The sequence below is a fragment of the Exiguobacterium sp. 17-1 genome, from assembly GCF_023096305.1.
Classification (GTDB): domain Bacteria; phylum Bacillota; class Bacilli; order Exiguobacteriales; family Exiguobacteriaceae; genus Exiguobacterium_A; species Exiguobacterium_A sibiricum_A.
Genome location: NZ_JALIGJ010000004.1, coordinates 1 through 12781, shown reverse-complemented (window position 1 = coordinate 12781; position 12781 = coordinate 1). Strand labels below are relative to the sequence as shown.

The window sequence follows — 12781 nt, the reverse complement described above, 5'->3', positions numbered from 1 at the left end:
TATAGCGGTTCGCTCGTCAAACCACGCCTTTTAACGTTCTTCGAATATGCTCGTCCGTTCCAGTTCCATCAACAAACGGGCATGGTTGTGATTGAAAAACTGTTGGTGATGCTCCAGTCCGCGCTGCACACACCAGCCGATTCCCGTCAGCGCTTCAAACAGACGATAATACGGCAAGTAGACTTCAATCGGCTCCGGTGTCCTGACTTGTCCGTACCCTTGTTGATAGGCGTCAAGTAACCCGGATTCGCTCTGGAACACGTCGCGGTCAAGTTTCGTAAAATCAATTTCCGTCGCCCCGAAACGTGAGGTCTCAAAGTCAATCAGTCCGGTCAGTCTTCCATCGTCCGCGAGCAGGTTGCCGAGCCGGAAATCGAGGTGGACCGCGACAGGTCGAGAGGGCTCCGGTAACTCACGTTCACGCCGCTTCAATTCCGTAAAGGCAGCTTGATACAACACGGGTGACAAGGCTTTACGAATCGCCGGCTCGAATGAGGTCATCTTCGCATTTCGGAAGACACGCCAGTCCTGTGAGCTAAAGGCAGTGAAGCCGTTCTCCTCAAAATCGCCGTACGCGTCGCGTGTACAGTTGTGGAGTGTTGCATGCAATTGTCCGATTTGCGAGGCGAGCGCCGATGTGACCGTCTCAATCGTCGAACCGGTAAGTGCTTCGAGCACAAATGCACCCGTCGTCTGTTTGGTTGGTCGCGCCTCCATGAGAATCTTCGGCACAGCAACACGACTGGCTAAATACGTTAACCAACCGTGTTCCCGATACCACTTGTCAGTGGTATAAGGCCGTTTCAAAAAGACGGTCCGACCGTCGCTCAGTACTAACCGGTCGACATCTGAACTGTATGAATCGGTGACGGAAAAGATATCCGCGACATCCAGATCAAACGATTGAATCCACTCTTCCCGCGTCATGAGGATTCCCCCAATCGTTTTTCGAGAATTTCACCAGGCAGCCCGTCAATCGGTCCAACATACGTCGAGTGAAATCCAAGATTCGTCAAAATCTTTCGCGACGCGAGATGATTCGGATCAATCGTTGCCGTGACGACGGTCAATTCGTGTTCCGTTGCCAATTCGAGCAACCGTGTGGCGAGCAATGATCCGTAACCGTGACCCCACTGTTCCGGCAATAACATGTAGCCGAGTTCCGCTTCAAACGGTTGCCGTGTATCCCGCGTGACATGACCGATGCCAATCCATGTTCCGTCCTGATAGACGAGGTATGATCCGAGACGGTCATGCCGCTGTTGCTCGATGATCGACGCGAACCGTCGTTTGGCTTCTGTTTCGATTAAGGGATGTTCTGTGATATAGCGCATGACCCGCTCATCGGTGACGAGTGTCGCGTAGGCGGGATAATCCGTTTCTTCCATTTTTCGTAGTTCAATCATGAGGTCGCTCCTTTTACGTTCTATAGTGATCGTGGATAGGTTCAAACAACTTCTCCGTTGAGGGACGGACAACCGCAAAATGTTCGACATTGTAGTGTCCGTGCAAGACTTGATTGTGATGGGCAATCATCTGCTCTGCCGATAAGACATCGGAACCGTTCGTCGTATGTCCGTCAGCAACGAGTGTCACATCAAATCCCTTGACGGTTGCACTGCGGACAGCCGTATCGATACAGTGTTCCGTCTTACAGCCGAGGATGACGACATGTCCGACCTGTTGCTCTTTCAAATGACTGAGCAATGGCGTGCCATGAAACGAATTGGTTGCGGCTTTGTCGAACGTGACCGCCTGATCCGGAATCTGAATCGAGGAGTGCACCGCAAAGCCGGCTCCTTCTCCATTCGCGACATCAAGATCCCGGATGAAGACAATCGTATGATCATGATCGCGCGCTTCTTGCACCACTTGATTGATGACTCCGATGACAGATTCCTTCGCATAAACACCAGACTCTTCGGGTGTCCCTTCGACAAGATCCTGTTGAAAATCGATGACGAGTACCGCTTGTCGCATCTGAATGTACCTCCTTTTGGTTTCTTTACTTTCTTCTTTCCCTTCCCCACTGGAAAATCCTGTTTTTTATAAGCGATTTCAAGTCCTAATGAAACTTTTTGTCTGCTGGATGCGTTGAATAAGACGACGGAAAGGATGTTTTGTATGGAATTGTTGCCGCTCTTTTTTTTAACCTTCACCATCGTCTTGGCTGTAAATCTATTTCTCGACAAGATGATCATGAACCGTGAGATGACACGACATGTCTTTTTTAATAATCTCTTTATCTGCTTCTTAATTTCACTGGTCCTGATAAATATTTTTTATTTACAATCCTTAATGAGCTGACAACAAGACCGTTCACTTGATACAAGTGAACGGTCTTGTTGGATTCAATAGACTTCGTAGTTTTGTCCGGTCTGTGCCCCTTCGATGCTTTTCTCAAATGCTGTCGCGACACGCGATGCCGGAACCGCTTCGAATCCACGGAAAAATGGTCCATACTTCTCGAGTGACTCAATCAAAACGTTTGGACTGACACTGTTGATCCGGATACCCCGCGGCATCTCAATCGCCGCGGCATGGACAAACGCTTTGACCCCGCCATTCGCAAGGGCCGCTGACGCGCCTTGGCGAATCGGATCGTCCATCATGATACCGGTCGTCAACGTAAAGCTGCCCCCGTCCCGAACCGTCTCCAAACCAAGCAGGACGAGATTGACCTGCCCCTTCAACTTGCTGTCGATTCCGATCTGGTTCAACGCCGGTGTCAAATCCGTCAATGGTCCGAAATGCGCCCCGCCGGTTGCACTGATGACGGCATCGACCGGACCGACCGCTTCATACATCGAACGGATACTGTCTTCCGACGTGATGTCGACCTGGACATCCACACCTGTCCGTCCGGCCTGAATGATTTCATGCCGCTCCCCTAATTGCGTGACGACCGCTTGACCGATTGTTCCACTTGCCCCAACTACTAAAATTCTCATCTGTTTATCCCCCTTCTGATCTGGACTACGTGTTCAGCCTACCGTAAACCGGAAGTTTTTTTCAAGAATTAGCACGATACGTGCGGTAGAACTGAGCAATCCGAAAGCCGACATAGGTCGAATCCCATAACACCGGATAGGTCGTCCTTTGATGTATATCCCAATAGCTGATAATGCGTCGTTCAATTCGTTGCAGATAACGGTCGTTTGCTGCGGCAAAAGTTTTCAGCTGTTCTTCGGACCAAGTCTGTAACATCGGTTCGATCCGTTCGAGAATCTCGTAGACATATTCTCCCGTGAGTTCAATTAAATAAAGCAGTACCCAGTCCGTTTTTGCTTGTTCCTGTTCCAGCCGACGAACATACTTTTCACGGATGTATCCGTCATGGTGACGGGTGTACATGCAGTACAGTATCCACCGTTGACGATCCGTTAGGTTTTGAATTTTTTCTTCTTTTACTTCATTTAAGTACAGTCGGGACGGAAGAATCAATGGTTCCCCGAAAAACGTGACATCAATCGTCCCCCAGCTTACCGGCTTGGAAAACCTTAGCGGTAGAAGCCGTATTACGGTCTCAACGTCTTTCGCAAAGGACTTGGGAAAAGCCTGAACCCATACTGATTTCTTAGTATGTAGACAGAAATTAAACATTATTCATCTTCTCCTTCGTTAAAAAAAATGTTCCATATAAAAAATACCCTTTCAGATATTCGGATCTGAAAGGGTTAAAAATTATTTAATTACTCGACCGTTACCGATTTCGCCAAGTTACGTGGCTTGTCGACGTCGCAATCACGGCCGAGTGCCGCGTAGTACGAAATCAACTGAAGCGGTAAGACAGACAAGAGTGGTGACAAGAGCGGCTCGACTGCTGGGATGACGAATGCATCCGTCGGCAATTCGAGACCTTCCGCTGCGATGACACACGCGTTAGCGCCACGTGCGACGACTTCCTTGACGTTGCCTCGGTTGTTGAGGTGAACGTGTGGTTGTGTCACGAGGGCGATGACCGGTGTGTTGTCTTCAATCAAAGCGATTGGACCGTGTTTCAATTCGCCGCCGGCGTAACCTTCTGCTTGGATGTACGAAATTTCTTTGAGCTTGAGAGCCCCTTCCATTCCGACATACGCATCTTGACCACGACCGATGAAGAACGCATTGCGTGATTCAGACAAGTATTCTGAAGCGATCTCTTGGAACCGTTCTTTTTGTGACATGACGGACTCCATTGCGCTTGAGATTTTTCCGAGTTCTTTCATGAGATCGAAGTTAACTTCGACACCTTTTGCTTGAGCAAGGTCAAACGCAAGGACTGCGAGAACAGCGATTTGTGCTGTATACGCTTTTGTTGACGCAACGGCGATTTCAGGACCCGCATGCAACAAGAGTGTTGCGTTTGCTTCACGTGACAAAGTAGAACCCGCAACGTTCGTGATCGTGAGTGCCGGGTGACCGAGTTTTTTCGCTTCAACGAGAACCGCACGGCTGTCCGCTGTTTCACCTGATTGTGAAAGGAAGAGGAAGAGTGGTTTCTCAGTCAAGAGTGGCATGTTGTAGCCGAATTCAGATGAGATGTGAACTTCTGTCGGGATACCCGCGATTTGTTCGATCAATTGTTTTCCAATCAATCCTGCATGATAGCTTGTTCCGCAACCGATGATGTAGACACGGTCACGTCCGAGGACTAAATCACGGACCGATTGATCAAGTGTGATTTCGCCTGACTCGTTTTGGTATTTCTGAACGATGTTCCGGATAACAGCCGGCTGCTCATCCATTTCTTTGAGCATGTAGTGCGCGTACGTGCCTTTTTCGATGTCTGATGCATCGATTTCTGCTGTATACGCCTCACGCTCTTTGACGTTTCCGTCTAAGTCCTGGATTGTGACACTGTCACGCGTCAAGATGATCATTTCGCCGTCATGCAACTCAACGAACTGATCCGTTACTTGAAGCATTGCCATCGCGTCAGATGCGACGACGTTGAACGTACCGTCACCGAGACCAACGAGAAGCGGTGATTTGTTTTTAGCGACGTACAAGACATCCGGGTTTTCAGCATCGATCAACGCGAGTGCATATGAACCGTGAAGCACACGAAGTGTTTGACGGAATGCTTCTGTCACGTCACCTGTTGCATCAAAGTTCTTTTCAATCATCTGAACGATGACTTCTGTATCCGTGTCGCTGAGTAAATCAACATTGAGTTCTGCTTTTAACTGCTCATCGTTTTCGATGACACCGTTATGCACGAGTGTGAAACGTGATGAAGCACTTTGGTGTGGGTGGGCATTCGGTACACTTGGGACACCGTGTGTCGCCCAGCGTGTGTGACCGATTCCAACAAGACCATCTGCTTCTGCAGGAACGACTTCGCGTAGCGCAGCAATCCGGCCGACTTCTTTATGGACTTGAACGCCGTCGTTGACGAACGCAAGACCAGCCGAATCATAGCCGCGGTACTCGAGTTTTTCGAGTCCTTTTAATAAAATTTCCTTTGTGTTAACCTGTCCGATCATACCTACGATACCGCACATAATGTTTTTCTCTCCCATTTACAAGTATTTCCCTGAAGAGGAAACGGCTCTTGTCGAGAGTTGTCATCACGCATCTGCCTGTCCGTCTAATCACTTAAACGATTTCAGATGAGTTTACGGTACTGACATGGTACCGGGAGGCATCCGCCGAATGATTCGATAAACCCCCACCTCGTCAGCTGCCTATTACATAGTCAGCCCTGGCGCTTTCATTTCCGTCTGACCCCGTTTCTGTCCGACTTTACAATCATACGAACTTTATTTAGAAAAAGCAAGAAAGGTAACGTCTTTGTAACTATTCCCGATATTTTTCTAAATGATACCTCTAATACCTAGATTATGTAAAAAAACTGTTTGGTTTTTGTTATTGTTTTTCTTGTGTATCTTCTTTATGATTCGTAATATTTTAAAATATGCCAAAAATCTCTTGTTTCACGCGACTTCTACAGAAAAAGGAGCAGATTTTCATCCGCTCCTTCCGTTCACTCAGTTTTCTTGTAAGGCGTAGTTTTCACGAACAACGTTTGCAATCCGTTCCACATACATATCACATGCTTCTTGCGTCGGTGCTTCCGCCATGACACGGACGAGTGGTTCTGTCCCTGACGCGCGGACGAGGATCCGACCGTTGCCTGCCATTTCCGCTTCTACTTCAGCAATGATTGCTTGAACAGCCGGACCGTTCATCGCACCATTTTTATCCGATACGCGAATGTTGACGAGGCGTTGTGGGAAGACCGGCATCTCCGCTGCGAGTTCCGACAATTTCTTGCCTGTCGCCTTCATGATTTGTAAGAGCTGGACGCCTGAAAGCATCCCGTCTCCTGTTGTCGAGTAATCCATGAAGATGATATGACCCGACTGTTCGCCGCCGAGTGTATAGTTGTGTTTACGCATTTCTTCCACGACATACCGGTCACCGACCGCTGTCTGTAATGCCGTCATGCCGTGTTCAGCGACTGTCTTATGGAAACCAAGGTTACTCATGACTGTCGCGACGATTGTGTTATCTTTTAAGCGACCAATTTCATTAAGGTATTTTCCACAGATGAACATGATTTTATCGCCGTCGACGATTTTACCGTTCTCATCGATTGCAATCAAACGGTCGCCGTCGCCGTCAAATGATAGACCAACGTGAGCGCCTTTTTCAAGAACGAAGTCAGCTAAATGTTCAGGATGCGTCGAGCCGACACCTTCGTTGATGTTCAAACCGTTTGGTGTCGTTCCGATTGTCGAGACTTCCGCTTCCAGATCACCGAACAGACGTGGTGCGAGACTTGATGTTGCCCCGTGTGCCCCGTCGATGGCGACGTGGATGCCTGAGAAATCTTCATCCGATGTCTGACGTAACATATGGAGGTACTTTTGTGCCCCTTCATAGTAATCATGAACGAATCCAAGTTCTTTACCTGACGGACGTGGTAATGTATCTTCTACTTCATCCAGTAGTCCTTCGATTTCAAGTTCTGTTGCGTCATCGAGCTTAAAGCCGTCTGATCCGAAGAACTTGATTCCGTTATCTTCAACCGGGTTATGCGACGCGGAAATCATGACGCCCGCAGTCGCATCCATTGTTTTCGTCAAATACGCGACACCGGGTGTCGAGATGACACCAAGACGCATGACTTCTGCACCGATTGATAGGAGTCCTGCGATCAATGCGTTCTCGAGCATTTGTCCAGAGACACGTGTATCGCGACCGATTAAGACTTTCGGACGTGTGCTTTCGTGTTTCGTTAAGACATACCCACCTGTCCGACCAAGACGATATGCCAGTTCAGGTGTCAATTCTACGTTTGCGACGCCGCGGACGCCGTCAGTTCCAAAATACTTACCCATGTTCTATTTCCTCATTTCACAAAGTTGATTTAATTGGTTTGGACCGATGTCCGGGGAATCGCTTTCAGTGTGATATCCATATTATCCGGACGAAGAACGTCGAACGCTTTTGACGTCTGATATGAAATCGGTAAGCCGTGTGTACCTTCTTTTAAACCGGTCACATCAATGACCGCTTTAATATCTGTTGCATCAATCGATGCAAGATCAGCTTCACTTCCACGGACGACGAGATCAATCGTCTGTTCGTAATCAATCGTATACTTCGACTCATCAAATCCGTTTAATGTCACCGTGACACCGGAAATTGTTTTTTCGGCCCGGTCCTCGACGGTTTCTGTCGTCGCTTTCGCATTTTCCTTCTCGACGACGATGCTGACTGTAATCGAAGTCGGTTCCATTGCTGTTACGTTGTCCGGTTCAATCAGTTTGACCGTTCGATCGACAGTTTTCGTCAACCCTTTTAAGGAGACAGCTTCCGTCGACACGGAACCGATCCGTGACAGTTCTTCTTTTGTTCCATATAATCGGGCTTCCGTCGTGACGGGAACAATCTTGACGACTTTATACCCTTTCTTGACCGCATCTTTTGTTTCGACGTTAATCGGAACGGTTTTACTTTCTTTATAGACCGGAACCGTGACTTCCAGCTGTTCCGGATCATACGTGGCACTGATGGCATTTCCATTCGCATCCGTTGCTTTGACGTTAAAGGATTCTGTAAACGTCTCCGCCCGGCCCGTTACATCGATCGGAACTTGGATTGCTGTGATGGCCTGCAGTTTTTCTGCCCCGCCGGTCACGGAGACCGTTTGACGGGTCGGCTGTGCTTCACCGACAACATATCCTTCAGCGATTTTATTTTTGTTTAATAATGCCACTTGAACGGGAACTTCTTTCGTGACTTTTTTATCAAGGAATACTTCAATCGTTTCCTGTTTTGGTGTCACTTCGACATCTTTTCCAAATCCGTTCGCTGTCAACCGGACACGATGATAGCCGGGATCAAGACCGGTCAAGTCAATCGACAACCCAAAATCTTTGACGAGTCGAAGCATCGTTAAACTGCTCGACGGGCCTTTGACCGTCGTTTCAATTGTTTTTGGAATATTATAGGCGACCCACTGCGTTTCATCATAATTGACTGTCACCGGTACGTCAAACTTCGTCGAGCCTTGTCCGGCGATTGGCAACAGACTCGCCGCATCACTTTTACCGGTCGAATTGGACCCTGCGACCATCAGATACAGCATGACGGCCAGCAAAACCGCAACGATGCGGAGAAACCAGCGTTCATTGAACCATTTTTCGAACATTATTTTTTCGCCCCCATCCAGTTCAAGAAGGAAGTATTCGTCGGTTCGACTTTGACGATTGTCTCAAGCAGCTTCGTCCGGAGTGATTCTTCATCGAGCTCTCGGTACAGACGACCATTGATGGCAAGTGAGACACCACCTGTTTCTTCCGATACGACCAGTGTGACACTGTCCGTCACTTCACTGACACCGATGGCTGCCCGGTGGCGTGTCCCGAGGTCCTTAGAGATATGCGCACTCTCGGATAACGGTAAGTAGCAAGCCGCTGCTGCTAGTTTCCCTTGTTGGACGATGACGGCGCCGTCATGCAGTGGTGTATTCGGAATAAAGAGATTGATCAATAACTGACTTGTGATTTGTGATCCAAGCGGAATGCCCGTCTCGACGTATTCACTGAGACCCGTTTCTCGCTCAATCGTCACGAGTGCTCCAATCCGGCGTTTGGACATATATTGCGCAGATGTCACGAGTGCGTCCACGATCCGGACTTGTTCATCTTCGTCACTGATGGCACTCCGCGAAAAGAATTTACTCGTTCGACCGAGGTGTTCGAGTCCCCGGCGTAACTCTGGCTGGAAGATGATGATGATTCCTAACAAGCCATACGTAATGATTTGATTCAACAGAAATTGTAAAGTCTTCAGTCCGAAGAATCCGCTTAAGAACCAGCTGATCAAAATGACGGAAATCCCTTTGATCAATTGGACTGCTTTTGTTCCTTTGACAATGATCATCAAACGGTAAATGACGAATGTCACGACCGCGATATCAATCACATCATTAATATAATCGTACCAATGTACGTTTTCTCCCAGTTTCAACAATTGAAATTGAAGTGGTTGCCAGTTGAAGTAATTCACCAACCGTGCCCCCTATCTCATCTGATTTAAACAGCTTTCATTATAGCACAAAGGGACGAGTTAGACTCGTCCCACCTGATTCATTCAAAGATTCGTTTAATTCCGTACCAGACACGTTCAAAGAGTTGATCAATTTGTTTGATTTCGCCTGTGACGCTCCCGGCACTCGCGGTATATGCTTTTCCGTCGACGGTCATCACGTCTCCGTTGACCTTGCCTTCGATCCGGACATTTCCGCCTTCGACATACAGGTCCTGGTTGACGGTAACGCCTTCCGGTACAACGACTTCGCCGTTCTCTGCGACGATTCCCGGTACATTCGTATACGATAAGTCATGTTCTTCCTGTGTCAGGTAGCCGCCGAGACTTCCGACAGACAACAACATGAAAATCGAGGCTGCCGCAAGCAACGGGTACTGTTTCATTTTCCCGCCAAAACGGGATGATTTCCTAAGCGGAGTCACATTCGGTTGGTCCACCTGTTCGGGCAATTGTGCCAGCACGCGGGATGTAAAATCCGCCGAAAGCTTAGGTGCTGAAAGCGCGCGTAACTCTGCATCGAGGAGCCGATACTCTTCGAACTCGTCCATCGCATTCGCTTCCCGTAACTCCGCTTCAAGTCGTTTGAAGTCTTCTGGAGGTTGGTTTTGGTCTAAATAATCCTGTATCCGTTCATACACTTTTTCTCGTGTCATGGTGAGTGCCTCCTTCTCATCTCATCGTTTGCCGAAATGCTTTTTCAGCGCTTCGCGTCCCCGATGAATTCTGGTTTTAACCGTAGCGACGGGTAAATCGATCATCTCACTGATTTCTTTAAGTGAAAGATCTTCAATGTATTTCAAAACAAGTGGAACCCGGTATTTTTCCGGCAAGCCGGCGATTGCCTCTCCCACATCTTGTCGCTGTTCAGAATCAATGACTTGATCCTCCGGCAACTGATCCTTGCTTTCAAGCTGCGAATACAACGTCAGTCCTTCAGTCCCTGACATCTCAGCGTCAAGGGAATAGTCGGGACGTTTCTTGCGGAGCCGGTCAATCGACACATTCGTCACGATCCGGTACAACCATGTCCGGAACTTCCACTGGGCATTATACGATTCAATTTTCGTGAACACACGGATAAAGGCTTCTTGCGTGGCATCCTCTGCTTCCATTCGATCACGTAAAACACGGAAGGCGACTAAAAAGGCACCTTCTTTATATAGATCAACAAGTGCCGCGAATGCATCACGGTCGCCCTGCTTCACCCGCTCAATCAAGCGTAGTGTTGTTTCTTCCACTTTGAATACCCCCCGCTCTATGCGGTCAATCTCTTATACGGAGTCGACCAACAAATGTTTCATCTCAATTTGAATTGTAACAAAAAAAACTTGAACTCTGACGAAAAGAGTTCAAGTTCCATCCATTATTTTACTAAACGGTGGTTCCGCATATACTGGAGCAAGTTTCCAATCAAGTCATTCGCAAGGATTGCTGTCCCGTTTCCTTCTTCCAACAGCGGATTGACTTCAACGAATTCAGCTGCGATGAAGTCATCCTGCTCCGCACAATGACGTAAGACCGTCTGCGCATCGTCGAGCATAATTCCGTCTGCAACCCGTGTCCCGGTTCCTTCAACAAGGCTTGGATCGAGCCCGTCCATATCGAAACTGAGATAAAAGGCATCCGTTGTTTCTTTTAAATAGGCAATTGCCTCTTCCATGATGGCATCCATGCCACGTGCCCGAATCGCTTCCATATCATAGACACGAATACCAAGACGGTCAATCAGTTCCTGTTCTCCTGCATCCACATCGCGTAAACCGATGAAGACAAGATGTTCCGGTTGCAGTTTGACCTCACTGCCGCCGATTTCCGTTAACCGCTGATGCCCTTCCCCTAACGCGACAGCAAGCGGCATTCCGTGAATATTGCCGGACGGTGATGTTTGAGGCGTATTCAAATCGCCGTGTGCATCAAACCAGATGACACCGAGACGCGGTACGACTTTCCGTAGACCGGCGATCGTTCCAATCGCCATGCTGTGATCGCCTCCAACGAGTAACGGGAAACGTTGCTCTGCCAGCGCCTCACTTACGATTAACTGTAAGTCGTTTGTCGTATGGACGACACCTTCCAGTCGTTTGAGTTGTGGATCTTCTTCCCGGACAGCATCTTCAGACAAAACAGCCGCTTCCCCATAGCGTGCTGCTTCTTGTCCGTGTACCGCAAGTGTTTCCAGTAAGCCTGCTTCTTCAACAGCAGCCGGTCCTTGCTCTGTCCCCGGTTTTCCTTGACCATAACGATACGGTACGCTGATATATGCAATGTTCATCGACGTGTTCCCCTTTACTCAGTAAGTTACCTTAATTGTAAGCGGTAACAAGACAGTGGTTCAACTCGACACGACGACGCATGATTATACAAGATCAGACGACAAAAAAGCACCGTGAGAAACTCTCACAGTGCTTTCGCGTACGTACTTTAATTGCAGGCATTTCAAGTATAAAAAAACTTAAGACGAACGAAACTCGCTTAAGATCTTTAAGCAAAATTTGGTGGAGCCTAGCGGGATCGAACCGCTGACCTCCTGCGTGCAAGGCAGGCGCTCTCCCAGCTGAGCTAAGGCCCCAAAAACATAAAAAGCGGAAGACGGGATTCGAACCCGCGACCCCGACCTTGGCAAGGTCGTATTCTACCACTGAACTACTTCCGCAAAATATGAGCCATGCAGGATTCGAACCTGCGACCCTCTGATTAAAAGTCAGATGCTCTACCAACTGAGCTAATGGCTCGACATGGTGGGGGGGGGCGGATTCGAACCGCCGAACCCGAGGGAGCGGATTTACAGTCCGCCGCGTTTAGCCACTTCGCTACCCCCCCAGTTTGTCTAGGAACTATAGAATTAAAAAAACAGTGCCGGCAACAGGAGTCGAACCCGCGACCTACTGATTACAAGTCAGTTGCTCTACCAGCTGAGCTACACCGGCAAAAAATAAAAATGGTGACCCGTACGGGAATCGAACCCGTGATACCGCCGTGAAAGGGCGGTGTCTTAACCGCTTGACCAACGGGCCATTGGCTCCGCAAGTAGGATTTGAACCTACGACCTACCGGTTAACAGCCGGTTGCTCTACCACTGAGCTATTGCGGAATAAATAAAATAAATTGCCTGGCAACGTCCTATCCTCACAGGGGGAAGCCCCCAACTACTTTCGGCGTTCAAGTGCTTAACTTCCGTGTTCGGCATGGGAACGGGTGTGACCACTTGGCTATCGTCACCAGACGACGGGCT

Annotated in this window: 12 protein-coding genes, 7 tRNA genes and 1 rRNA gene; all 20 read right to left on the bottom strand. The window is 48.6% G+C overall.

Annotated features, from left to right (window positions below; genetic code table 11):
* Positions 1–30: 30 nt before the first annotated feature.
* Positions 31–927: a phosphotransferase enzyme family protein gene (locus tag MUN34_RS11095; RefSeq protein ID WP_247857788.1), complete on the bottom strand. Its 897-nt coding sequence runs from the start codon at positions 925–927 to the stop codon at positions 31–33.
* A complete protein-coding gene (locus tag MUN34_RS11090; protein WP_026829598.1) occupies positions 924–1406 on the bottom strand; it encodes a GNAT family N-acetyltransferase in 483 nt (160 codons plus the stop codon). The genes MUN34_RS11095 and MUN34_RS11090 overlap by 4 nt, the downstream gene beginning before the upstream one ends.
* A gap of 13 nt (positions 1407–1419) precedes the next feature.
* The gene (locus tag MUN34_RS11085) at positions 1420–1980 is read right to left on the bottom strand and encodes an isochorismatase family protein (RefSeq protein ID WP_247857787.1); all 561 of its coding nucleotides are present in this window, start codon (positions 1978–1980) and stop codon (positions 1420–1422) included.
* A gap of 371 nt (positions 1981–2351) precedes the next feature.
* Entirely contained in the window at positions 2352–2951 is a 600-nt protein-coding gene (locus MUN34_RS11080; protein ID WP_247857786.1) for a short chain dehydrogenase, read from the bottom strand.
* Between the two features lie 61 nt (positions 2952–3012).
* Positions 3013–3354, bottom strand: coding sequence for a hypothetical protein (locus MUN34_RS11075; protein WP_247857785.1), 342 nt, complete (start codon positions 3352–3354; stop codon positions 3013–3015).
* Positions 3355–3692: 338 nt separating this feature from the next.
* On the bottom strand, positions 3693–5489 hold the full coding sequence (glmS, locus tag MUN34_RS11070) for a glutamine--fructose-6-phosphate transaminase (isomerizing) (RefSeq protein WP_026829603.1): 1797 nt from the start codon (positions 5487–5489) through the stop codon (positions 3693–3695).
* 486 nt (positions 5490–5975) lie between these two features.
* On the bottom strand, positions 5976–7331 hold the full coding sequence (gene glmM / locus MUN34_RS11065) for a phosphoglucosamine mutase (protein WP_026829604.1): 1356 nt from the start codon (positions 7329–7331) through the stop codon (positions 5976–5978).
* 29 nt (positions 7332–7360) lie between these two features.
* Positions 7361–8647, bottom strand: a complete 1287-nt coding sequence (locus MUN34_RS11060) for a CdaR family protein (RefSeq protein WP_247857784.1) — start codon at positions 8645–8647, stop codon at positions 7361–7363.
* Positions 8647–9507 (bottom strand): diadenylate cyclase CdaA, encoded by an 861-nt coding sequence (gene cdaA, locus MUN34_RS11055; RefSeq protein WP_014969179.1) that lies wholly within the window; start codon positions 9505–9507, stop codon positions 8647–8649. The genes MUN34_RS11060 and cdaA overlap by 1 nt, the downstream gene beginning before the upstream one ends.
* Positions 9508–9587: 80 nt before the next feature.
* The gene (locus MUN34_RS11050) at positions 9588–10202 is read right to left on the bottom strand and encodes an anti-sigma factor (protein WP_026829607.1); all 615 of its coding nucleotides are present in this window, start codon (positions 10200–10202) and stop codon (positions 9588–9590) included.
* 21 nt (positions 10203–10223) lie between these two features.
* Positions 10224–10787, bottom strand: a complete 564-nt coding sequence (sigW, locus tag MUN34_RS11045; protein ID WP_026829608.1) for an RNA polymerase sigma factor SigW — start codon at positions 10785–10787, stop codon at positions 10224–10226.
* 125 nt (positions 10788–10912) lie between these two features.
* Positions 10913–11821 carry an arginase gene (gene rocF / locus MUN34_RS11040; RefSeq protein WP_247857783.1) on the bottom strand — a complete coding sequence of 303 codons (909 nt, stop codon included), beginning with the start codon at positions 11819–11821 and terminating at the stop codon, positions 10913–10915.
* A gap of 221 nt (positions 11822–12042) precedes the next feature.
* Positions 12043–12118 (bottom strand) — tRNA-Ala (locus tag MUN34_RS11035).
* Positions 12119–12130: 12 nt separating this feature from the next.
* A tRNA-Gly gene (locus tag MUN34_RS11030) sits at positions 12131–12202 on the bottom strand.
* Between the two features lie 6 nt (positions 12203–12208).
* Positions 12209–12281, bottom strand: a tRNA-Lys gene (locus MUN34_RS11025).
* A 4-nt stretch (positions 12282–12285) separates the two neighbouring features.
* Positions 12286–12369 (bottom strand) — tRNA-Tyr (locus MUN34_RS11020).
* Between the two features lie 34 nt (positions 12370–12403).
* A tRNA-Thr gene (locus MUN34_RS11015) sits at positions 12404–12476 on the bottom strand.
* A gap of 12 nt (positions 12477–12488) precedes the next feature.
* Positions 12489–12563: transfer RNA gene (locus tag MUN34_RS11010), tRNA-Glu, on the bottom strand.
* 2 nt (positions 12564–12565) lie between these two features.
* Positions 12566–12640: transfer RNA gene (locus MUN34_RS11005), tRNA-Asn, on the bottom strand.
* A 16-nt stretch (positions 12641–12656) separates the two neighbouring features.
* A 5S ribosomal RNA gene (gene rrf, locus MUN34_RS11000) occupies positions 12657–12772 on the bottom strand.
* Positions 12773–12781: the final 9 nt, after the last annotated feature.